This window comes from Sphingomonas sp. R-74633 (assembly GCF_013416555.1).
Taxonomy (GTDB): domain Bacteria; phylum Pseudomonadota; class Alphaproteobacteria; order Sphingomonadales; family Sphingomonadaceae; genus Sphingomonas.
In genome coordinates this window covers 254546-276676 of the sequence record NZ_JACCFG010000001.1, presented here as the reverse complement: position 1 = coordinate 276676, position 22131 = coordinate 254546, and the positions used below count along the sequence as shown (strand labels likewise).

Below are 22131 nucleotides of genomic sequence, written 5' to 3'. Positions count from 1 at the left end.
CAAATGTATGTACTTACGAATAGTAAGCAAGGCCAATATCTGGAGGTCCGACACCATAAGGAACGGACCCAATGACCACCGCCATCACCGGAGCCACCGGCCAGCTCGGCCGCCTCATCACGCAAAAGCTCAAGGACAAGCTGCCCGCCGACCAGATCGTCGCGCTCGTCCGCAGCCCCGAAAAGGCCGCCAACCTGGGCGTAACCGCCCGCACTTTCGACTATGACCGGCCCGAGACGCTCGCCCCCGCGCTCGCCGGCGTCGACACGCTGCTGCTGATCTCGGGCAGCGAAGTCGGCAAGCGCGGGCCGCAGCACGCCGCCGTTATCGCCGCGGCGAAGCAGGCGGGCGTCGGCCGCATCGTCTATACCAGCCTGCTGCGCGCCGACACGACGCCGCTCAGCCTTGGCATCGAGCATAGCGAGACCGAGCGCGCGATTCTCGCCTCGGGCATTCCCCACACCATCCTGCGCAACGGCTGGTATGTCGAGAATTATGCGTCCGGCGTGGCGGCCGCCCTCGCCCATGGCGCGCTGATCGGCGCCGCCGGAGACGGCCGCATCGCCGCCGCCGCCCGCGCCGACTATGCCGATGCCGCCGTCGCCGTGCTCACCGGCCCAGGCCACGACGGCAAGACCTATGAACTCGCCGGCGACACTGCCTTCACGCTCACCGATCTCGCCGCCGAACTCTCGCGCCAGACCGGCCGCGACATCCCTTACAACAACCTCTCCGCCACCAATTACGCCGCCGCACTGGCCGGCACCGGCCTCCCCGCACCGGTCGCCGACATGCTCGCCGGCTGGGACGTCGACACCTCGAACGGCGCGCTGTTCGACGACAATGGCCAGCTCTCGAAGCTGATCGGGCATCCGACCACGAGCCTTGCCGATGGCGTGAAGGCGCTGATCGGCTGACCTACTTCCCCTCCTGCAAGGGAGGGGAGATAGAACTGGCAATGTAGGATTTCGTCTGGTTTATCCTGCCAGATGCAGCGCCAGGCCGACTCCAGCACCGCTTTCCCGCGGCTTCTCACACGAAGACGAGTCAACGGAATCAACGTTTTCGCTGTCAGGCTTTTGCGACCCGCATCGAAAACCCGCGTAAATCCGCCATTTAGTTGCTCAACCAATCGGTTGAACGACACAAAGTCACGTCAAGGGCAATCAACCCTCTTTTCCCTTGCGATACGGCCCTTGCAAGCCCATGTGCACGGCCTCATGTCATTTGCTGAACTCCCTGCGCTTCTCGCCGAAGCGCTCGCATCGCGTGGCTATGCCGCGCCCACGGCCGTCCAGGCCGCAGTCATCGAACCCGAAGCTGCCGGCCGCGACCTCGTCGTCTCCGCACAGACCGGCTCGGGCAAGACCGTCGCCTTCGGCCTCGCCATGCATCCCGAGCTGCTCGGCGAGGACGGCAAGATCGTACCGACCCGCGAGCCGCATGCGCTGATCATCGCCCCGACGCGTGAACTCGCGCTGCAGGTCAGCCGCGAGCTGATCTGGCTCTATGGCCCCACCGGTGCGCGCATCGCCACCTGCGTCGGCGGCATGGATGCCTCGAAGGAGCGTCGCCAGCTCAACCTCGGTGCGCATATCGTCGTCGGCACGCCGGGGCGTCTGCGCGACCATCTCGAGCGCGGCGCGCTCGACCTGTCCTCGCTGCGTGCCATCGTCCTCGACGAGGCCGACGAGATGCTCGACATGGGCTTCCGTGACGATCTCGAGGAGATCCTCAACGGTACGCCCCAGACGCGCCGCACCCTGCTCTTCTCGGCAACGATGCCCAAGCCGATCGTCGCGCTCGCCAAGCGCTACCAGAAGGATGCGCTGCGCATCTCGACGGTGGGCGAGGATCGCGGGCATGGCGACATCAGCTATCAGGCCGTGGCAGTCAGCCCGTCGGACATCGAGCATGCGGTGATCAACCTGCTGCGCTTCCATGAAGCCGAGACGGCGATCCTGTTCTGCGCGACCCGCGACAATGTCCGCCACCTCCACGCCACGCTGATCGAGCGCGGCTTCTCCGCCGTGGCGCTGTCGGGCGAGCATAGCCAGTCCGAGCGCAACAACGCGCTCCAGGCGCTGCGTGACCGCCGTGCGCGCGTCTGCGTCGCCACCGACGTCGCCGCCCGCGGCATCGATCTTCCGTCGCTCAGCCTCGTCGTCCATGTCGAGCTGCCGCGTGACGCCGAGGCGCTCCAGCACCGTTCGGGCCGCACCGGCCGTGCGGGCAAGAAGGGCACCGCCGTCCTCATCGTCCCCTTCCCGCGCCGTCGCCGGGTGGAATCGATGCTGCGCGGCGCCCGCATCAACGCCGAGTGGATCGACGTGCCGTCGCCCGAGGCGATCCGTGCGCAGGACCGCGAGCGCCTGCTCGCCGCGCTGCTCGCTCCGGTGGAAGTGGATGAGGAGGATACGGCAATCGCCGAGCGCCTGCTCGCCGAACGCACGCCCGCCGAGATTGCCGCCGCGCTCGTCCGCGCCCACCGCGCCGCGCTCCCCGCTCCCGAGGAGATGATGGAGCGCAGCGACCGGCGCGAGGATCGCCAGGCCGGCGCGCACCGCGAGGGCTTTGACGATGTCGTCTGGTTCCGCATGGATATCGGTCGTCGCCAGAATGCCGATCCGCGCTGGGTGCTCCCGCTGATCTGCCGCCGCGGCAATATCACCAAGAACGAAGTCGGCGCGATCCGCATCGGTCCGAACGAGACCGCGTTCCAGATCCCGCGCAACATGGCCAACAAGTTCATGGCCGCCGTGGCGCGTACCGCCGAGAGCGATGAGGACGTCCGCTTCGAGCCGTCCGACGGCCCGGTCGAGGGTGGTGGTGGTCGCCCGCCGCAGCAGCGCAATGGTCCCAACCGTCCGGCCGGCCCGCGTGGTCCCGGCGGCCCGGGTGCGCCGCGCCACCAGGCCAAGCCGTACCGCAAGGCGCCGCCGGCACGGGGTCCCTCGCACCGGTGAGGGTCCTCGTCGACGCCGACGCCTGCCCGGTGAAGGACGAGATCTACAAGGTCGCGTGGCGCCATGAGGTGCCCGTGGTGATTGTCAGCAACTCCTGGCTGCGCGTGCCCCAGCACCCGCTGGTCAGCCGCCAGGTGGTCAGCGACAGCTTCGACGCCGCCGATGACTGGATCGCAGAGCAGGCCGGTGCGGACAGTGTGGTGATCACCGCCGACATCCTGCTCGCCGACCGTGCGCTCAAGGCTGGTGCCAGGGTGCTGTCGCCCACCGGCAAGCCCTTCACCACCAGCTCGATCGGCGCGGCGATTGCGACCCGGGCAATCATGGCCGACCTGCGCGCCGGCGGCGACCAGATCGGCGGCCCCAAGCCATTCTCGGCGACGGACCGCTCGGCCTTTCTCCAGGCATTGGATCGCGAATTGGTGGCCTTGAAGCGACTTACGCAATCTTAGGAGACCCTGGGCTAACCTCTTCCCGCTATTGAGTGGGACCTTGCCGGGGACATGCACAAACTACCGCTGATCGCGCCGCAACCACCGCGGCTGAGCGAGATGACCGAAGCACTGCAGGCCCTCGAGGCCCGCGGCGTGTACAGCAATGGCGGCCCGTTGGTCCGCGAATTCGAGACGCGGGTCGTCGCCGAACTGTTCGGCGGCCAGGGCGCGGCGCTGGCGGTCAACAACGCCACCATCGGCCTGATCCTGGCGATCCGCCAGGCGGCAGAGGGCCGCAAGGGCAAATACGCCCTCATCCCCAGCTTCACTTTCGCCGCCACCGCCCATGCCGCGATCTGGGGGGGCCTGACCCCGATCCTTATCGACAGCGACCCCGCCAACTGGGCCGCCAGCGCCGAGGCAGAGGAAGCTGCCCTGGCCCGCCACGCTGGCGAAATCGCGGTGCTTGTCCCCTATGACACGTTCGGCACTTGCATCGACCTGGCCCGCTATGCCCGGCTGTCCGAGCAGCACGGCGTCGGCGTGGTGGTCGACGCCGCCGCGTCACTCGGCAGCCTCGACGCCGCCGGCCATGGCTTCGGTACCGGCGCCGGCTTCGCCAGCGTCTTCTCGCTGCACGCCACCAAGACCTTCGCCACCGCCGAGGGAGGCCTGATCTACAGCGCCGACGAAGCGCAGGTGGAAGCGCTGCGGACCATGCACAATTTCGGCTTCGGCGCCCCGCGCTCGGCGACGATGCCCGGCACCAACGCCAAACTGCCCGAAGTGCTCGGCCTGCTCGCCCTCGCCAAGCTCGACGAGATCGACGCCGTAGCCAAGCACCGCGCCGAACTCGACCGTGCCTATCGTTCAGGACTGGAGGGCGACGTCACCTTCCAGGCGGCGGCCGCCACCCGCCAGGTCGCCCAGTTCATGCCGATGCTGTTGCCAGCCGGCACCGACCGCGCCGCGGTAATGGCAGAGCTTGCTGCGCAGGGCATCGGCAGCGGCCATTATTTCGCGCCGCATCTGGCCCAGCAGCCCTATTTCCAGCGCGAGTGCGTTGTTAGCACAACGCCGGTGGCCGACGACCTCGCCGCACGGATGCTGTCGCTACCCGTCACCGATGCCATGCGCGAAAGCGACGTCGCCACCATCTGCGAAGCCCTCCGGGCCGCGCTACGCAAGCCGCGCGCCGCCGTGCCAGCGGCCAAGTCCGACATACTGTCGACCGTCCTGATCGGCGGCGGCCCCGCCGGCGTCGCCTTCCTCATCTCGGCAAGCAAGAAGGGCAAGCTGCGCGAACTCGCCGCCGGGCTTGCGGTGATCGAGCGGCGCCCAAGCCTCGGTGCGGGCGAGCTGCCGGGCTATGCCATCACCTCGGACAGCACCGCCGAGACCTTTCTCAGCGCGGTGAAGGACAATCCCGAGCCAAGCATCGCGGCGCTGATGGACCACCCGGCGTCCCGCGAGGTCGCTCAGTATATCGGCAAGCTCGGCGTACCCCTCAGCCGCACTGGCCCATTCCTCGAGGCAATGGGCCAGCGCGTCGGCGCGGTCGTGACCGAGGCGGGCGGCAGCGTGCTGACCGGCCATGAAGTGCTCGACAGTCGTCGCACCGCCGCGGGGCTCTGGCAGACCCGGATCCGCGATGTTGCCACCGGCACCGAGCGCGAACTGCTTTCGCAGAACATTGTCATCGCCACCGGCGGCTACCAGTCGCCGACCAGCGTTGCCGCTGCACCCGTCGCCGGCACGCCGCTGCGTAACCAGGTCGGCGAGCGGCTGATGCTGTGCGACGACATGCTGCGCGCCGGCGGCATGGAGCGGCTGCGCGAGCGCATCGCCGACAAGCGCGCCCCGCGCATCGCGATCATCGGCGCCTCCACCTCCGCAATCGCCTCCGCCGTCCTCCTCCTCAAGTCCGACATCCCGTTCGGTGCCGAGAGCCTGAGCCTGCTCCACCGCGAGGCGCTGCGGCCCTGGTATCCCAATGCCGAAGCCGCCCATGCCGACGGCTTCATCGATTTCGGCCCCGATGACATCTGCCCGCTTTCGGGCTTCGTCTATCGTCTCGCCGGCTTCCGCCTCGAAGCGCGCGAGCTGGTGCTGCGGATGCTGCGGATCGGCGGCCGCACACCCGATCCGCGGGTGCGCCTCCACCAGCTTGGCGGGCCGAACCCCGAGACAACGAAGATCCTCGCCGAGGCTGATGTCGTCGTCGCGGCTCTGGGCTATCGGCCGCACGCGCTGACCCTGCTCGACGCCGCCGGCCAGCGCATCGCGCTCGCCGCGCACGCGCCGGGCCGCCCGCGGCTGGCCGACCAACTCTGCCGCGTCACCGATGCGGAGGGGCATCCCCTCCCCGGCGCCTATGGCATCGGCCTCGCCGCGGGCTTCGTCCCCGAAGGGCGGCTAGGCGGCGAGAAGAGCTTCAAGGGCAAGGCCAATGGCCTGTGGCAGTGGCAGAACGATGTCGGCCAGCTCATCGTCGACCAGCTGCTAGGCCAGGCCGTGAGCCTCGCCGCATGACCGGCCCCGCTCCCACCGTCAGCGTCATCATGCCGGCGTACAACGGCGCGGCATGGATCGGCGCGACGATCGACAGCGTCCTTGCCCAGGACTTTGCCGACTGGGAGCTGGTGATCGTCGACGATTGCTCGACCGACAATACCCGCGACGTGCTCGCCACTCTCACAGACCCGCGGATCACCGTGATCCACGCGGCCGAGAATGGCGGCCCGGTCGTCGCCCGCAACACCGGCTTCGCCGCGGCGCGCGGGCGCTACATCGCCGGGCTCGACCAGGACGACCTCTGCAAGCCCGGCCGCTTCGCCGCGCAGGTCGCTTATCTCGACGCGAACCCCGGCATTGTGCTGGTCGCCACCGCGGCGGAGCTGCTCGAGGACGGCCGCGTCACGCCTTGGCCGGGCGACCATGCGCTCACCCCGGCGGTGATCGACTGGCTGCTGCTCACTCAGAACCCGCTGGTCTGGTCCACCGTCATGTTCCGCGCCGAGGCCGCGCGGTTGCTCGACCCGTTCGAGCGCCCGCAGGTGCGCTATGCCGAGGACTTCGACCTCTATCACCGCCTCAGCCGCTTCGGGCAGATTGCCCGGCTCGACGAGGCGCAGCTCCTCTATCGCTGTCATCCCGGCGGCGCTTCGAAGAAGTTCGCCGAGATGATGGCGGCCAGCGCCGCGCGGGTGCTTGCCGAGCGCTATCTGCCGGTATTCGGCGACGGCGAGGCCCAGGCGAACGCCGAACTGGTCGTCCGCTATTTCATGGCCCGCGATCCGGTGCCCGACCTGCCGACGCTCGGCTGCCTTTCGCGCATCCTCGGCGCGCTCCACGCCGACCATGTCGCCCGCACACCCCTCACCCCACAAGAGCGGATCGAGGTCGATGGCGAGCATGCCCGGCTGTGGTGGCTGGTCGCGCGCCCGGCGCTGCGCCAGGGCGCGGTGACGATGCGCCAGGCGATGGGCGTCCTGCCCGACAGCGTCCATCTGCCCGCCAACGACCCGGACCGTCTGATCTCGCCGCTGATCGGCCGGGTGCGGGCGATCGGGCGCGGGCTTGGGGTGGCGATCTAGGCGCTTCGGACTCCAAAGTACACGAAGTACGCGCCAAGGCGCGTTTTGCGCGGGCTGGGCTGTTGGACTTTTGCGCCACACCTCGCCCCCCAGGTAAGCTATTGATATAGCAATATACTTACACAAATCCGCCCGCCAGAAGGACACAAAAGTCACGACGCCGGCAACAAAATCGCCGCTCAAGCGTAGGGAATCACAGGGTCAAAGAGCGGCGGGCCAAAGGCGCCGCCGTTCCAGGTGAGCGGGCGAAATCCTACATTGCAAGACGAAGCAGGCCGGATGCCCGGCATCCTCCATTGCGGAACGAAAACAGCTTCGCGATTCAAGCCGTTAGCTGATATGATCGGCGTTCCCACCGCTCCTTCGGGACGCCGCATGACGCACCAGCTCCACGCCAGCCTGCCCAAAACCCGGCACCAGCCCGTTGGCGTGACGGATACCGAGCTGGCGGACATCGAGCTTCTGCACTCGATCAGCATCGCGCTGATCGGCGAGCAGGACCGGGTGGAGCTTTGCGGCAAGATCGTCGACGCGGCGATTTCGATCACCGGCTCGCAGTTCGGGACGATGCAGATGCTCGCCCCTTCAGACGAGCCGTCGGGCCGCGGCGGCCATCTCCAGCTGCTCTGCTCGCGCGGACTCCCGCCCGAGGCCGTGGGCTTCTGGAAATGGGTGAGCCCGGCCGCGCGCAGCAGCTGCGCGCTCGCGCTCCGTTCCGGCGAGCGCTCGGTCATTTCCGACTATGAGGAATGGGACGAGATCGCCGGCACCGAGGATCTGATCGCCTTTCGCAACACCGGCATCCGCTCGGCGCAGACCACGCCGCTGCTATCGCGCGAAGGCAATCTGCTCGGGATGATCTCGACGCACTGGAGCAAGCCGCACCAGCCGTCGGAGCGCGACCTGCGGATGCTCGACATCCTGGCGCGGCAGGCGGCCGACCTGCTCGAGCGGACGATCGCAGAGGAGGCGCTGCGCGAGTCCGAAGAGCTGCAGAAGATGCTGACCGGCGAGCTGAGCCACCGGGTGAAGAACATGCTCGCCACGGTGCAGGCGATCGCATCGCAGACGCTGCGCCACTGCGACGACCCGGCCGATTTCGTCCAGAGCTTCGGCGGGCGCATCCAGTCGATGTCGCGCGTCCATTCGCAGCTGAGCACCAATGACTGGAAAGGCACACAGCTTCGCGACATCGTCCAGGACCAGATGAAGCTGGGCCCGGTGGACGAGGCGCAGATCTCGGCTTCGGGGCCGGACCTCTATCTCGACGCCACCGCCGTGCCGAAGATGGCGATGATCCTCCACGAGCTCGGCACCAACTCGCTCAAATATGGCGCGCTGTCGAAGACGAGCGGCGTGGTGACGATCAGTTGGGCCGCCAATGAGGCGGGCATCGAGATGCGCTGGATCGAGCGTGGCGGCCCCGAGATCAAGGCACCGATCCGCCGCGGTTTCGGCACGCGCCTGATCGAAGCGAGCGTGCGCGGCGCCGGCGGCGAAGCGCGGATGCTCGCCGAGCCCGAAGGCGTGCGCTGGGACATCGTGTTTCCGATCGGCGCCGCATTGCCGAAGGACAGCGCCGCCGATCTCGCAATCGCCGAGCAGCGCGCCATCGCCCCGGTGCGTTCCGGCGCGAACGATTCCGCCGCGCCGAAGCGGCTGGAAGGCAAGCGCGTCCTCATCATCGAGGACGAGCCGCTGGTGGCAATGGAGATTGCCGGCCAGCTCGAGGATGCCGGCGCCCATGTCGTCGGCCCTGCGACGAACGTGCCCGCGGCGCTGAGCCTGATCGAGCGCTACCGAGTCGACGCCGCCTTGCTCGACGCCAATCTCGGCGGCCAGACGGTCGATGCGATCGCGGCGTTGCTGACGCGCGAGGATATCCCGTTCGTCTTCGTCAGCGGCTATGGCAGGTCTTCGCTGCCGCGCGCGTTCGCCGATGCGGAGCTGCTGCCCAAGCCGTTCGACAACCGCCAGTTGCTCGACACGACCGCCCGGCTCGTCCGCTAGGCTCGGGGCAAGCCCGCCCCTTCCCTACAAGCCATCCCCCGCGCGAAACCGGGGTTCGGCCCGATGCCCCGCTCCGCCGAACCGGCCCAGTCTGGAACCCTAGGGTTCCCTGGACTGGAGCGATCATCATGCCTGCGAGCAAGCCGAACATCCTCTTCATCATGGGCGACGACATCGGCTGGTTTAACCCCAGCTGCTACAATAGCGGGATGATGGGCTATAAAACGCCCAACATCGATCGCATCGCCAAGGAAGGCGCGCGCTTCACCGACTGGTATGCCCAGCAGAGCTGCACCGCGGGGCGCGCGGCGTTCCTGACCGGACAATCCCCGATCCGCACCGGGCTGACCAAGGTAGGCCTGCCGGGCGCCGATCTCGGCCTCGGGCCCGATGACCCTTGCATCGCCCAGGTGCTCAAGGCGCAGGGCTATGCCACCGGCCAGTTCGGCAAGAACCATCTCGGCGACCGCGACGAGCATCTGCCGACGATGCACGGCTTCGACGAGTTCTTCGGCAATCTCTACCACCTCAATGCCGAAGAGGAGCCCGAGAATGAAGATTATCCCAAGGATCCGAAGTTCAAGGAGAAGTTCGGCCCGCGCGGGGTCCTGAAGTGCAAGGCCGACGGCAAGGGCGGGCAATCGATCGACAATACCGGCGCGATGACAAAGAAGCGCATGGAGACGATCGACGAGGAATTCCTCGCCGACGCCAAGGACTTCATCAAGCGCAAGCACGCCGAGGGCGGCCCGTGGTTCTGCTATTTCAACTCGACCCGGATGCACGTGTTCACGCACCTGAAGGAAGAGTCGAAGGGCAAGACCGGGCTCGGACTCTACCCCGACGGCATGGTCGAGCATGACGGGCATGTCGGCGAGCTGCTCGCTCTGGTCGATGAGCTCGGCGTCCAGGACGACACGATCGTCGTCTACACCACCGACAATGGCGCCGAATGCTTCACCTGGCCCGATGGCGGCACCACGCCGTTCAAGGGCGAGAAGGCGACCAATTGGGAAGGCGGCTTCCGTGTGCCCTGCGTGATCCGCTGGCCCGGCACCATCGAGCCGGACACGATCATCAATGACATCTGCGCGCATGAGGATTTCCTGCCGACCTTCGCGGCGGCGGCCGGCGACACCGACGTCGTCGAGCGCGTGCGCAAGGGCGGCAAGATCGGCGACAAGAGCTTCAAGGTGCATCTCGACGGGCACGACCTGGCCCCCGGCTTCAAGGGCGAGGCGAAGCAATGGCCGCGCCCGGGCTTTGCCTATTGGAGCGACGACGGCGACCTGATGGCACTGCGCCTGCATCAGTGGAAGGTCGCGTTCCAGGAGCAGAATTCGGAGGTCGACCACACGACGCCGCTCGGCGTGTGGCAGGGCGCCTTCACTGCGCTACGCGCGCCGATGCTCTACAATATCCGCTCGGATCCGTTCGAGCGCGGGCCGGAGAGCATCTATTATGGCGACTGGTCGGCGCACCGGATGTTCCTGTTCGTCCCTGCCCAGGCGATCGTCGGCAAGCTGCTCGAGAGCTTCAAGGAGTTCCCCCCGCGCGCCAAGGCGGCAAGCTTCACGGTGAGCGACGCGATGGAAAAGATCACCACCGCGAGCCCGAGTCAGAACTGACGACGTAACGATTTGGTCACGCCCGGCGGACATTCTTCCGGGCGTGACAGTGCTGCTTGCCCTTCTCCTCGCCGCCGACGCGCAGGCGGACACCGTGTTCGCCAAGCCGGGCTGGTCCCGCTTCGCCGTGCCGGTTGCCGCCGACCATATCGCGGTGATGCGGGTCAAGCGCGGCTGGGGGCCGCCCGGCGAAGATCAGGCGACCCTCACCCGGTCCGGCCACTGGCTGCGCGAGGACGGCATCGAGAACGGCGAGAAATCGACCTCGATCTCGGATATGCAATCGGGCGTATCCTATCACCTCGCCCGCTTTCCCGACGGACGCTATTCCGGCCTGTCGATCATCGGCAAAGCGAGAGCCACGCCGCTCTCGATCGAAAAGACCGCGCAGACCGACAGCCTGCTCGGCGAAAGCTGCACGGTCTGGCAGTTCAAGGCCAAGGAATATACCGAGAAGAACTGCCTGACCGCAGACGGTATTATGCTGTGGCAGAGCCTGGTGAGCGGGCGCGACGGCGGGGAATTGTCGTCCGCGAAGGCAGTCTCGATCACGCGCAGGAAGGTCGCACGCGAGGCCGCGGAGATTCCCGCCGAGCTGCTGCGCCTCACCAGCTGGGGCGAATGGCAGCCGGGCGCCGCGGGTGGCCCCAATGACGACGTACTGCTGCGCGGTGCTGCCGATACCCCCTCGGAAAGCTTCCGCGTGCGCCGGCTGGGCAAGGCCAGGATGACCGAGTGGACCGACGGACGCCAAACCACCCGCGTCTTCATCGCGCCGGGGATGCGCCTGAGCCTAAACGAACGGGCGGATGGCGGGCTGATACGGCTGGACCTCAATCGTGACCCGCAGAACGACAATCCGAACCTTTTGCTGGGCAAGGAGATCAAGGTCCCCGGCGCACCGTCCAAAACCATATTGGGCGAGCGCTGCACGATGTTCGACATGGCGCCGGGCGTGATGGACTATGGCGAGCTCGAATGCCGGACGGCGAACGGGTTGATACTCGAGCGCGTCACTACCTCTCGGGGCCGCACGACCACCCTGGTGGCGGTGCGGATCGACCGCGGTACCCTGCGCCCCGGCGATCTGGCCCCGCCGGCGGATATCCTGACCAGGCTGAAGTGATAAGCGCGCAGGCCCACGCGAAAAAATGGTGCCCCCGGCGAGATTCGAACTCACGGCCTGCGGTTTAGGAAACCGTCGCTCTATCCGGCTGAGCTACGGGGGCACTCGGCGGGCGTCGTATCGAGCCGCGCCGGGCGGGTCAATTGCACGCCTCGGGCGGGACCACCGGCAGCGGCAGCGGCGCCACCGGGACGCCCTCCTCGATCAGCGCCACCGCCTCGGCCGCACTGGTCTTGCCGTGGATCGGGGCGTGGGGCGTCTCGCCCAGATGCATCGCGCGCGCCTTGTCGGCAAAGCCGCTGCCGACCCACTGCGAGCCCTCCAGCGCCTTCGCCTGCATTGCGGCGAGTGCCGAGATCGCCGCCTTGATCGCCTCGGGCGGTAGCGCGGGCGCCTCCCCCGCGGCCGGCACCGGCGCGGCGGCGGCATTGCCCTTGGCGCCCACATTCGGCGCCATCACAGCCTTTTCCACCTGCGCGCTGCCGCACATCGGGCACGCGACCAGCCCGGCGGCGCGCTGGCCTTCCCAGGCACTGCTCGACCCGAACCACGCCTCGAAGACATGGCCGCCTGCGCATTTGAGGTCAAAGACGATCACGCCCGCCTGCCCTCAGGCAGCGAGCAGCGGATCGAGCCCGCCGCGCGCATCGAGCGCCGCGAGGTCGTCGGACCCGCCGATATGCTTGTCGTCGATAAAGACCTGGGGGACGGTGGTGCGGCCATGCGCGCGGTCGATCATCTCGGCGCGGCGCGGGCCGCCCATCGAGATGTCGATCTCCTCATATTCGGCGTGCTTGCCGTCGAGCAGCATCTTGGCGCGGGTGCAATAAGGGCAGAAAGCCTTGGTGTAGATTTCGATCTTGGGCATTGTCCTGGAAACCTGTGGTTGCGACGGGCGCTTGTCAATCCGCGCCCTCTTCTCCTTCCAGAACGCGCGCCCAGCACAGAAGGATCACTTTGCCCGCCCCGCCGCGCTTGAGCAGCCGCGCGCAGGCGTCCGCAGTGGCGCCGCTGGTATGGACATCGTCGACCAGCACCACTGTCTTCCCCGCGAGCATTTCCCGCGCGCCGGGCGCCAGCGCAAAGGCCCCCGCGACTGCCTTTGCCCGCGCCCGCGCGCCGAGCCCGCGCAGCACCGGCGTTGCCTTCACCCGGCGCAGCAGCCCGGGGGCAAGCGGCACGCCGTGCGCGCGCGACAGCGTCGCCCCGATCAGCGCCGCCTGGTTGAACCCGCGCGACCATAGCCGCCAGCGATGCAGCGGCACCGGCACGAGCAGCGCGGCCTCCTCGGGCATCAGCCGCGCCATCGCCCGCGCCATCGTCGCCGCGCAGGCCAGCCGCCCCGAATATTTGAGCTTGAGCGCCACCCCGCTGGCAACCTCGCCATAGGCCACCGCCGCGCGGATCCCGTCATGCGGCGGCGGATCGGCGATGCACGCGGCGCAGCGCGCCCCCTCCCCCCGGTCAAAGTCGAACGGCAGATGGCAGGCGGCACACCAGGGCGGGCCGAGAAAGCGCAGGCTCGTCCAGCAGCCGGGGCAGAAGCGATGGTCCGCCGGAGTGATCGCGCTGCAGCCCGGGCAGCGCGGCGGCAGCGCGAGATCGGCGATCCGAGCGAGAGGCGCTGCCCAGCCCATAGCCGCCTTGTCCCCGGCGGCGCGGCGGCGCACAAGCGCGCCATGCCCCAAAATGGTCCCAGCGATTCCGAGATCTTCAGCCGTACGCTCCGCCGCAAGCGCCGCGACCGCGCCGCCCGCCGCTACGAAGGCTTTGTCCGCGAGCATATGCTCGAGGGGATCCATGACCGGCTGGTCGGCGTGACCCGCAGCTTCCACGACGTACTCGACCTGGGCAGCTTCGCCGGCGGCTTCGACCTGCCCGGCGCCGCGATCACCCGGATCGACGCCGGCGGTGCGTTCGCGGAAGCGGCCGGCGGCATCCACGCCGACGAGGACCGCCACCCCTTCCCCGAGGCGAGCTTCGACCTGGTGGTGAGCGTCGGCGTGCTCGACCAGATCAACGACGTGCCTGGCGCCCTCGCCCTTGCCCGCCGCGCGCTGCGCCCCGACGGGCTGTTCCTCGGCGCCTTTCTCGGCGCGGGCACGCTGGCGACCTTGCGCAGCGTGTTCCTCGCGGCCGAGGGCGACCGCCCGGTGGCGCGCTTCCACCCGCAGATCGACGTGCGCGCCGCCGGCGACCTGCTCAGCCGCGCCGGCTTCGCGCTGCCGGTCGCCGATGTCGACACGCTGACCGTGCGCTATTCGAGCATGTTCGCGCTGCTCCAGGACCTGCGCGGCATGGCGGCGACCAACTTGCTGCCCGGCACCCCGCCGCTGACCCGCGGCGCGCTGGCCCGCGCCGCCCAGGCCTTTGCCGAGCGCGCCGCCCCGGACGGCAAGACCGCGGAGCGCTTCGAGATCGTCTATCTGACCGGCTGGGCGCCGGACGCCTCGCAGCCCCAGCCGGCGAAGCGGGGGAGCGCGGTGGCGTCGCTGGCGGAGGCGTTGAAGGGGAAGGGTTAAGGGGCCGGCGATTGCTCCCCGCCCGCGCCAGTTTGCTCCGGTTTGGAGTGAACTACGCTTGCAATGTTGGAAAATGTTCCTGAAATGTTCTTGCCGCATTAGCGAAAGGCGGCAGGATGCAATTTTCAGGGCAAGAGCGACGAACGGCGTTTTCGATGTGGATGCGGACGGGGCGATGGCCGCGTGTGGAGGCAGCACGAAGCGTCGAGGTAAAATTCAACCCGTGGCACGATCCGCGGAACGGGCAGTTTACGTTCGCCGGGGCGGGGCAGAGTTACGGCCAGGGCGGTCAGGCCAATGCTCGCACGGCGAGGGCGGCCGGCCGCCGAAGCCAGGATGCGTCAAAGGTCACCTACGTTGAACAACCCGCCTTACCGCCAATCAATAGCATGGCGGAGGTAGAGACCTGGAGGACTAGGGAGCGGTCAAAGCATGCTGGGCAGCCAGACTACCTCAAGGCGATTGATGCGCAGTACGAGAGGTATAAAGCCTTCTTTTCAGCCAAGACTTCTCTGAACCAACTGGGCAAGTTCGCCGGCAGCGGCGTCGCAGGCGGAACCCAAGGAGATGGAGATGCTCGCGCGGGGGGCGAAAGCTTTGGCGGTAGTGGTGCTACCGGTAGCCGGGCTGGCGGCGCCTTCGCGGGCGGCGGCGGAAGTTTCGGCGGTGGCGGCGCGAGCGGCACCTGGGAAGATCCGCGCTTTGTCGGTGGAGGCGGCAGCGGCGGCGGTGGCGGCGCTACCAGTAGCTGGGAAGAACCGCGCTTTGTCAGCGGTGGCGGAAGCTTTGCCGGCAGTGGCGCAACCAGCAGCTGGGAAGCCCCCGGTTTTGTCGGTGGCGGCGGAAGCTTTGGCGGCGGTGGCGCCACCGGCAGTTGGGAAGCACCTCGCTTTGTCGGCGGTGGCGGAAGCGGCGGTGGAGGCGGCGCAACTGGAGGTTGGGACACGCCTCGCTTTGGCGGCGGCGGAAGTTTCGGCGGCGGTGGCGCCACTGGCAGCTGGGTCGTCCCTAGGTTTGTCGGTGGTGGCGGAAGCTTCGGAGGTGGCGGTGCCACTGGAAGTTGGACGCCTGCCCCTTCGTCGACAAAACCTCAAAAGCCCACGCCGACCAAGCCAAATTTGGGCTTCGGCGGGGCAGGTGCGACTGCCAGTTGGAGCGACAGCGGCAGAAACGACAATAAATTTGGCGGTGCTGGTTCGAGCGGAAGCTGGTCGGGTGCAGCACCCAAACTGCCGAATTCGCCAACCCAAACCCGCCCACAACTTCAACAGGCTTCGGCGAGAAGTCGTCGACCGGAGCAATTTCGTCATTTCGAACGCAACGGATATGAATATCAGATCGATTCAGCGGGGCGCACCCGGCAGGTTTCCGGGACGCTGATGCTAAGCCAGACTCAAGTAAGATCTCGTACAGCTCAGGAACAAGCTGGCGGCTCCGACAGACGGCGTGATGATGACGGCGGTCACTATATCGCAGCGCGCTTTAATGGACCGAGCGACGCGTTCAACCATTTCGCTCAGAATGCGAATTTCAATCGGGGCGCATATCGGAGGCTGGAGGATGAGTGGGCCCGGTCCCAGCGTGCAGGTAAGCGCGTAATAGTGAATATCGTCCCCCACTATCGAGGGGCATCGCAGCGGCCCACGAGTATCGTTGTTAGGTACACGACAAACGGGCATCGATCGAGAAAGAGATTTTGGAATGAGCGCAAGGGGATAGAAAATGCAGAGCAATGAGAGTGAGGCAATACTGCAGGAAATTGGAAATCTCCTTGCAGAAGATCTCGAACCTCCCTTCGACAGCATATTACTTCACGCGATACTCGCGGAAAACATGGTCGGACCCTCTATTTTCAAAGACCTCGGAGATCATATAATATATCGAGATGTGGCTCTTGATCTATTAGACGAAGTGCTCCTTGATCTTTGGTATACTTTTCCCCCGAGGGAGCGCTGGGCCGAGATGGAATATCTGATCCGCGATGGCAAATTCGAAGTGAAGTACGTCTACGCTGACGAGGTTGCCCCTATAGAGATCGAGAATTCACTCGACCGGCGCGACAGGATCGTTCGGGAATATTTTGGCGACAAGCCCATCGTATACCCGCCTTTAGAAGGCAATGAAGGGGTAAAGTTCGAAGGCTGACCCAAGGCACATCCTGGAGCCGGGCCCCACTCTGTCATTAACGAGGCGGGCCCCGGCGATATTAGCACCAGTTGCTCCGATTCACCCCACCTCCAGGCGCTGTTGTCACCAGCAATCCTCGCAACCGAAGCTAGGACAGCCAAATCATGATGGTTCATCAACTAGCACGAACGATAGCTAATTTTTATATCGCGCTAGACTTCTCGGAAGAGGATATCCACGAAGATGATGTGGTTAAGATATTGGAGAACGTCGCAATAGATTTGCTAGAACTTGATCCTGAATCGCGTAAGATATTAAGTGATGCCTTCCGTAATATTGCACCTGAATATGACGTCGATTTCCGAGAATATGTAGAGACTTTCCCCGCCACAATCGGCATAGAAGAGGAAGAGATATAGGGTTAGCCCTCGCTATCCTGTCGTTCGCACATCACCCCATCCCCACCAGCGCTTCCACCAGCGGCACATCCGCCGGCGGCATCGGCATCGCGCGCATCTCCACCGGGGTCACCCAGCGCAGCTCGGTCGCGTGGTGGGCCACCGGCTCGCCCTCCCATTCGCGCAGCCCGTACAGGAGCAGCAGCAGATGCCGCCCCGCCAGCGGCTCGCTGGCAAAGGCCAGGGGCACCAGGTCTTTCACGCTAAGCGTTATTCCCAGTTCCTCGTGCAGCTCGCGCGCCAGCGCGGCCTCGGGGCTTTCGTTCGCTTCGATCTTGCCGCCGGGGAACTCCCACAGTCCCGCCATCGGCTTGCCCGGCGGGCGCTGCTGGAGGAGCACGCGGCCCTTTCCGTCATGCATCGCCACCGCAACGACCAGCAACATCTCAGACACGCCCATCGACACTTCGTTAAGCCTCTTTGGCTAATTTCCGGCCATCATTGGAGAAGAAGCGCCGTCAATGCGAGCCCTGGTTCACCTAATCCGGTCTGCGATCCTCGATAGCCGCGCGGCTACCGCGATCGAATATGGCCTGATCGTCGCCCTTATCGTCATCGCGATGATCGCGAGCCTGCAGGGCGTGGCCGGCGTCACCATCGGCATGTGGGGCAATGTCTCCAACAAGGTCGCGGCCGCCTCGCAGTAAGTTTGGTTACGGCATCGTAACACTTGCCTTTAGGCGTTTCTTTACTTCCCGCCGGTATCCCCGAGCTTGCCGAACCGGTTTTCCGGAGAGGCCGGGTGAATGAAGCAATTGAACACTGGAGACCGGTTATGATGAAGATCCGCAAGTTCCTTAAGAATTCCAAGGGTGCCACCGCAATCGAGTACGGCCTGATCGCCGCTCTGATCGCCGTTGCCGCGATTGCCGCGATGCAGGGCCTGGGCAACACCCTGAAGTCGACCTTCACCAACGTTTCGTCGAGCATGAAGGTCGGCTAAGCCACCTTCCGACATTCGGAACGAAATCGGGGCGGCGGGATTATCATCCCGTCGCCCCTTTTCGTTGCGGACAGGTGCCTGTGCCCAAGCGTTTCCTGAGACTATGGCGCGAATCGCGTGCCGCCACCGCCATCGAATATGGCCTGATCGCCGCGCTGATCGCGGTGGCCGCCATCCTGGCGATGCAGGGGCTGGGCAATACGCTCAAAAAGACCTTCACCAATGTCTCGTCGAGCATGAAGACCGGCTAGGGATTTTTCCTGAACCCCGGAAAACCGGCTGCTTCACCGAACGTACATCCCAGGCGCCTATAAGGAGGGGATGAAACAGCTATCCTCCAAAAAGGCGGTATCGCCGGCCGAGCTGGTGCTGGTCGCGTTCCTTGCGGTCTGCGCGGTGCTCGCCGTCGTCCAGGGCCTCGGCATGCTGGGCGCGAGCCTCGCCGACAGCGAGCACAGCGCGCCGGTCCGCTAAGCGCGGCTAGATCCGGCCCATCGCCAGGAACTTGGCGCGGCGCGCCTGGCGCAGGCTCTCGGGCGACATGCCGTCGAGCTTCTGCAGCGATTCCTCGATCGCATCGCCCAGCGCATGGACCGCGGCCCCGGCATCGCGGTGCGCGCCGCCCAGCGGCTCGCCGACGATCCGGTCGATCACCTTCAATTCCTTGAGATGCTGCGCGGTGACCTTCATCGCCTCCGCCGCGTCGGGCGCCTTGTCCGACGTGCGCCACAGGATCGAGGCGCAGCCTTCGGGCGAGATCACCGAATAGACCGCGTGCTCCATCATCAGCACGGTATTGCCCGCCGCGAGCGCGACCGCGCCGCCCGAGCCACCCTCGCCAAGAATCGATGCGACCAGCGGCACCCCGAGATTGAGGCACGCCTCGGTCGAGCGGGCGATGGCCTCGGCCTGGCCGCGCTCCTCCGCCTGCACGCCCGGGAACGCGCCCGAGGTGTCGACCAGCGTAATCACCGGCAGGTTGAACTTGTTGGCCAGCGCCATCAGGCGGATCGCCTTGCGATAGCCCTCGGGCTTGCCCATGCCGAAATTATGCTTGAGCCGGCTGGCGGTATCGTCGCCCTTCTCATGCCCGATCACCATCACCCGGCGCCCGCGGAAGCGGCCGAGACCGCCCTGGATCGCATTGTCGTCGGCAAAGGCGCGGTCGCCGCCCAGCGGCATGAATTCCTCGATCAGCCCGGCGACATAATGTTTGAAATGCGGACGCTCGGGATGGCGGGCGACCTGCGTCTTCTGCCAGGGCGTGAGCTTGGCATAGGTGTCGCGCAGCAGCTTCTCGGCCTTGGCCTGGAGCGGGCCGATCTCGGCATCGATGTTGACGGCGCCGCCCTCGGCGGTCTGGCGCAGCTCGTCGATGCGGGTCTGAAGCTCGGCGATCGGCTTCTCGAAGTCGAGGAAAGTGGTCATCGGTGCGGGGGCTAACCTTGCCGTGTCTTCACGTCAACGAGTGCTTCCCCCAAAGGATGCCTCTGGTTGACCAGTTCGACCAGCCGGCGGCTGTCGACATGGGTGTAGATTTCGGTCGTGGCGATGTCCGCGTGCCCCAGCATCGCCTGCAGCGCGCGCAGATCAGCGCCGCCCTCGAGCAGGTGGGTGGCGAAGGCGTGGCGCAGCACGTGGGGGCTGACGCGGTCGGGCGGGATGCCCGCCTCCCCCGCCAGCGCGCGGACGAGCTGGTAGAGCCGCACCCGCGAGAGATGGACCTTGCCCGATGGGAAGAGGAACGGCTTGCCCGGCGCGACATGCTCGCGCCAGGCGGCGACGGCGGCGCGGGCGCGATCCGAGATCGGCACCAGCCGCTCGCGACCGCCCTTGCCCTTGAGGATAAGATAAGGCCGGTCTGGCGACACCGCGTTGCGGGGCAACGACATCAGCTCGGTGGCGCGCAGGCCCGAGCCGTAGAGCAGCTCGATCAACGCCTGGAGACGCAGGTCGTTCGGATCGGGCGGCACGCGGGCGATGCGGGCGGCGATCGCCGCAAACATGCGGTCGACATCCTCGACGCTGAGGATCTTGGGCAGCGGGCGGGCGGTGCCGGGGCGCGGCAGCGCGGCGGAGGGATCGTCCTTGCGCAGGCCTTCGTCGGCAAGGAAGGCGTAGAACCGCCGCAGGGCCGCCGATTTGCGCGCAACGGTGGCGCGGGCGAGCGGCTGCCACTCGGCGGCGAGCGCCTCGATCTCGGGCCGCCCTGCCCCGCTCATCGCGCCGGCGAGGAACTCGGAGGCGAGGCGAAGGTCGGTGCCATAGGCGGCGATGGTATTGGCGGCGGCACCCGCCTCCGCCCGCATCATCTCGAGAAAGCGCTCGATCAGCGCGCGGTCTTCGCCCGCCGAGCCTTGCGAGGCACTACCACTAAGCGCGGTCAAACCGACCGCGTGACCGCCTCCACGGCGATCATCCGCGCATAGCTGGTCATCCCCGCCGCGCGCATCGACGCGACGATGTGGAACAGCGCCTCGGGAGTCACATTGTCCCAGATGCGCGATTGCATGCCGACCGCGGCGAGCAACGCGACCATGCCCGAATCGCCGCGCTTGCCGGCCGCGTCGATCGCGCGGGTCCAGTCGTTCGCCGCGCCGATCCGCACGTCGAGCGCGGCGGCACCACGCTGGGCGTCGCTGGTCTCGAAGCGGCCGAGGCCGGCGAGCCCGGCAAAGGCGAGCTGGGCGCGGCGCTTGCCCGCGGCGTCCTTGAACGCGTCGAAATCGCCATAGGCGACCGGGCCGGCGGCCCCGGGATCGCCCAGCGCGAGCATGCCCCAGGCAATGCTGCCGCGCGGCACCACCGAGCGCCACTCCATCGCCTTGGTCTCGTATCCGGCGGAAAGCATCGAGGCGATCAGCCGCTCGGGCTCCTCGACCTTGGCATCGGCCGGGATCCAGGAGGCGGCGCGGGCGGTGAGGATCAGCCGGCCATATTGGGTGCGCGGCGTGGTCGCTTCGGCCCATAGCGTGCGGATCGCCTTGATCCGATCGGCGACATCGCCATCGACATAGGCGGTGCGCAGATCGCGCGCGACACCGCCCTCGGTCGTGTTGGCGTCCTCGCTTTCGGCGATCTCGCTGTAGAGATCGACCAGCCCGGCATTGGAAAAGACGCCGGCAGTGGCGGCGAGCTCGGCCGAAGCGGCGCGGGCGCGTGGGCTGAGCTGCGGCGCCAGCGCCTGCCAGTAGCGGACCTGCGGGCCGGCGGTGCCGTAGAGCGAGAGCGGCACGTCCTCGCCCGTCGCGGTGGCGAGGCCCCAGCGCCAGGCGGAGAGTCGGGTGATCCCGCCCCATTCGAGCGTGACCGCGCGGCGGCCCTGTGCGCCGGTGCCGAGCACCTTTTCGGCAAGGAGATTGTCGATGTCGCTGGCGGGGGTGCCGCCGCGCGCCTGATCGAGCAGCTGGCCCGCTTCGTTCGGCTTGCCGGCCAGGCCCGCGCACATCGCCTTGGCGAGCGCCCAGCCGCGCTGGTGGATATATTGGTTGCCGCGATCGGCGATGCCGCACAGGCCACCCGGATCGGCGGTGGCGAGCGAGACCTGCATCGCCACCTGGAGCATGCGGGTGGTGTAATTCTCGCCATCGACGTCGTTGACCACGGCGCGGGCGGCATTGGCCTCGCCCATGCGCAGCAGCAGCCAGGCGCGCTCGGCGGCGAAGTCCGCGCCGTTGATGTGCGCGGGCGTGTCGAGCGGCGACATCAGCGCACGGCGGAGCGCAATCGACACCCAGCGCGAGGCGACCGGCGCGCTCGTCCGCTGCATCAGCGCGGCGAGGACGCGGCCATCGGTCTTGCCGAAAGCCTTGGCCGGGAATGGCGTGTTGCCCGCGGCGATGACGCCGACCTTGTTCAGCGAATGCCGGGCGAATTCGGGCAGTTCGTAGCGCGAGAGATCGACCGGGCCAGTGGGCAGCGGCTCCGCCTCGGCGGTGTTGCCGATAGTCACGATCCCGGCGACGGCATCGGCACCATAGGTCGCGTTCGACACGGCGCTGGGCGCGCTCGCGGCAGGGGCCGTCGCAGCGGGCGCGGCAGCGCTCGGTGCGGGCTTGGGCGCCGGAGTCGGCTCGTCAAAGCCCGGCGGCAATAGCGATTCGGGCTTGTCCTGCTGCCCGAGCGCAGGCACCGCTGCCCCTGCCAGCAACAGCCCGGCAAGGGCGAGGTGACGGCCCTTAATTGGCGAGATTTGCAAGCGGGACCACCTTCTCCATGCGGACCGGCTCCTTCTTGGTCTCGCGGCCCGCGAGGAAGAACAGGCCGCCAACCAGGACGACGAGGATGACGATCAACGCAACGATCAAGCGGGACATGAAAA

The 22131-nt window shown here is 67.1% G+C and carries 24 protein-coding genes and 1 tRNA gene; 16 read left to right on the top strand and 9 right to left on the bottom strand.

Features of this window, described 5'->3' with window-relative positions; all coding sequences use genetic code 11:
* Nucleotides 1-71 precede the first annotated feature (71 nt).
* The 8 genes from HZY97_RS01265 to HZY97_RS01230 all read left to right on the top strand — a co-directional run bounded on the left by HZY97_RS01265 (nt 72) and on the right by HZY97_RS01230 (nt 11760).
* Nucleotides 72-917 (top strand): SDR family oxidoreductase, encoded by an 846-nt coding sequence (locus tag HZY97_RS01265; RefSeq protein ID WP_180139719.1) that lies wholly within the window; start codon nt 72-74, stop codon nt 915-917.
* A 303-nt stretch (nt 918-1220) separates the two neighbouring features.
* Complete coding sequence (locus HZY97_RS01260; RefSeq protein ID WP_180139716.1) at nt 1221-2966, top strand: DEAD/DEAH box helicase; 1746 nt, start codon at nt 1221-1223, stop codon at nt 2964-2966.
* On the top strand, nt 2963-3418 hold the full coding sequence (locus HZY97_RS01255; protein ID WP_180139713.1) for a YaiI/YqxD family protein: 456 nt from the start codon (nt 2963-2965) through the stop codon (nt 3416-3418). The genes HZY97_RS01260 and HZY97_RS01255 overlap by 4 nt, the downstream gene beginning before the upstream one ends.
* 51 nt (nt 3419-3469) lie before the next feature.
* Nucleotides 3470-5932, top strand: a complete 2463-nt coding sequence (locus HZY97_RS01250; RefSeq protein WP_180139709.1) for an aminotransferase class I/II-fold pyridoxal phosphate-dependent enzyme — start codon at nt 3470-3472, stop codon at nt 5930-5932.
* Nucleotides 5929-6996: a glycosyltransferase gene (locus HZY97_RS01245; protein ID WP_180139706.1), complete on the top strand. Its 1068-nt coding sequence runs from the start codon at nt 5929-5931 to the stop codon at nt 6994-6996. The genes HZY97_RS01250 and HZY97_RS01245 overlap by 4 nt, the downstream gene beginning before the upstream one ends.
* A 375-nt stretch (nt 6997-7371) precedes the next feature.
* Nucleotides 7372-9006, top strand: coding sequence for an HWE histidine kinase domain-containing protein (locus HZY97_RS01240; protein WP_180139703.1), 1635 nt, complete (start codon nt 7372-7374; stop codon nt 9004-9006).
* Nucleotides 9007-9134: 128 nt separating this feature from the next.
* Nucleotides 9135-10634 (top strand): arylsulfatase, encoded by a 1500-nt coding sequence (locus HZY97_RS01235; protein ID WP_180139700.1) that lies wholly within the window; start codon nt 9135-9137, stop codon nt 10632-10634.
* Nucleotides 10635-10683: 49 nt separating this feature from the next.
* Nucleotides 10684-11760 (top strand): hypothetical protein, encoded by a 1077-nt coding sequence (locus HZY97_RS01230; RefSeq protein WP_180139696.1) that lies wholly within the window; start codon nt 10684-10686, stop codon nt 11758-11760.
* A 26-nt stretch (nt 11761-11786) separates the two neighbouring features.
* Here the strand turns inward: HZY97_RS01230 and HZY97_RS01225 are convergent.
* From HZY97_RS01225 to HZY97_RS01210, 4 genes are all read right to left on the bottom strand, one after another.
* Nucleotides 11787-11863 (bottom strand) — tRNA-Arg (locus tag HZY97_RS01225).
* 36 nt (nt 11864-11899) lie between these two features.
* Nucleotides 11900-12358 (bottom strand): DUF1178 family protein, encoded by a 459-nt coding sequence (locus HZY97_RS01220; RefSeq protein WP_180139693.1) that lies wholly within the window; start codon nt 12356-12358, stop codon nt 11900-11902.
* A 12-nt stretch (nt 12359-12370) separates the two neighbouring features.
* Complete coding sequence (gene grxC, locus HZY97_RS01215) at nt 12371-12628, bottom strand: glutaredoxin 3 (RefSeq protein ID WP_180139690.1); 258 nt, start codon at nt 12626-12628, stop codon at nt 12371-12373.
* Between the two features lie 34 nt (nt 12629-12662).
* On the bottom strand, nt 12663-13397 hold the full coding sequence (locus HZY97_RS01210; protein WP_180139687.1) for a ComF family protein: 735 nt from the start codon (nt 13395-13397) through the stop codon (nt 12663-12665).
* A 42-nt stretch (nt 13398-13439) separates the two neighbouring features.
* Between HZY97_RS01210 and HZY97_RS01205 the strand changes: the two genes are divergently transcribed.
* The 4 genes from HZY97_RS01205 to HZY97_RS01190 all read left to right on the top strand — a co-directional run bounded on the left by HZY97_RS01205 (nt 13440) and on the right by HZY97_RS01190 (nt 16828).
* Complete coding sequence (locus tag HZY97_RS01205) at nt 13440-14282, top strand: methyltransferase domain-containing protein (protein ID WP_180139684.1); 843 nt, start codon at nt 13440-13442, stop codon at nt 14280-14282.
* 185 nt (nt 14283-14467) lie between these two features.
* On the top strand, nt 14468-16018 hold the full coding sequence (locus HZY97_RS20865; protein WP_373684253.1) for a DNA/RNA non-specific endonuclease: 1551 nt from the start codon (nt 14468-14470) through the stop codon (nt 16016-16018).
* The gene (locus HZY97_RS01195; protein WP_180139681.1) at nt 16005-16427 is read left to right on the top strand and encodes a hypothetical protein; all 423 of its coding nucleotides are present in this window, start codon (nt 16005-16007) and stop codon (nt 16425-16427) included. Before HZY97_RS20865 ends, HZY97_RS01195 begins: the two co-directional genes overlap by 14 nt.
* A gap of 146 nt (nt 16428-16573) precedes the next feature.
* Nucleotides 16574-16828: a hypothetical protein gene (locus HZY97_RS01190; protein ID WP_180139676.1), complete on the top strand. Its 255-nt coding sequence runs from the start codon at nt 16574-16576 to the stop codon at nt 16826-16828.
* 31 nt (nt 16829-16859) lie between these two features.
* Here HZY97_RS01190 and HZY97_RS01185 read toward each other — a convergent pair whose 3' ends face one another.
* Nucleotides 16860-17267 (bottom strand): (deoxy)nucleoside triphosphate pyrophosphohydrolase, encoded by a 408-nt coding sequence (locus HZY97_RS01185; protein WP_180139673.1) that lies wholly within the window; start codon nt 17265-17267, stop codon nt 16860-16862.
* Between the two features lie 61 nt (nt 17268-17328).
* On the opposite strand from HZY97_RS01185, the gene HZY97_RS01180 reads away from it, so the two are divergent.
* The 4 genes from HZY97_RS01180 (at nt 17329) to HZY97_RS01165 (ending at nt 18284) form a co-directional block, all read left to right on the top strand.
* Nucleotides 17329-17514: a Flp family type IVb pilin gene (locus HZY97_RS01180; protein WP_180139669.1), complete on the top strand. Its 186-nt coding sequence runs from the start codon at nt 17329-17331 to the stop codon at nt 17512-17514.
* A 128-nt stretch (nt 17515-17642) separates the two neighbouring features.
* On the top strand, nt 17643-17810 hold the full coding sequence (locus tag HZY97_RS01175) for a Flp family type IVb pilin (protein ID WP_180139666.1): 168 nt from the start codon (nt 17643-17645) through the stop codon (nt 17808-17810).
* Between the two features lie 80 nt (nt 17811-17890).
* Entirely contained in the window at nt 17891-18061 is a 171-nt protein-coding gene (locus tag HZY97_RS01170; protein WP_180139663.1) for a Flp family type IVb pilin, read from the top strand.
* 70 nt (nt 18062-18131) lie between these two features.
* Nucleotides 18132-18284, top strand: a complete 153-nt coding sequence (locus HZY97_RS01165; protein ID WP_180139660.1) for a hypothetical protein — start codon at nt 18132-18134, stop codon at nt 18282-18284.
* A 6-nt stretch (nt 18285-18290) separates the two neighbouring features.
* Here the strand turns inward: HZY97_RS01165 and HZY97_RS01160 are convergent, their stop codons facing one another.
* The 4 genes from HZY97_RS01160 to HZY97_RS01145 are packed head-to-tail and all read right to left on the bottom strand — an operon-like array spanning nt 18291 to nt 22126.
* The gene (locus HZY97_RS01160; RefSeq protein WP_180139657.1) at nt 18291-19238 is read right to left on the bottom strand and encodes an acetyl-CoA carboxylase carboxyltransferase subunit alpha; all 948 of its coding nucleotides are present in this window, start codon (nt 19236-19238) and stop codon (nt 18291-18293) included.
* Nucleotides 19239-19249: 11 nt separating this feature from the next.
* Nucleotides 19250-20197 carry a tyrosine-type recombinase/integrase gene (locus HZY97_RS01155; RefSeq protein ID WP_257214836.1) on the bottom strand — a complete coding sequence of 316 codons (948 nt, stop codon included), beginning with the start codon at nt 20195-20197 and terminating at the stop codon, nt 19250-19252.
* The gene (locus HZY97_RS01150; RefSeq protein WP_257214835.1) at nt 20194-21960 is read right to left on the bottom strand and encodes a hypothetical protein; all 1767 of its coding nucleotides are present in this window, start codon (nt 21958-21960) and stop codon (nt 20194-20196) included. The genes HZY97_RS01155 and HZY97_RS01150 overlap by 4 nt, the downstream gene beginning before the upstream one ends.
* Nucleotides 21961-21988: 28 nt before the next feature.
* Nucleotides 21989-22126, bottom strand: a complete 138-nt coding sequence (locus tag HZY97_RS01145; RefSeq protein ID WP_180139654.1) for a hypothetical protein — start codon at nt 22124-22126, stop codon at nt 21989-21991.
* Nucleotides 22127-22131 lie beyond the last annotated feature (5 nt).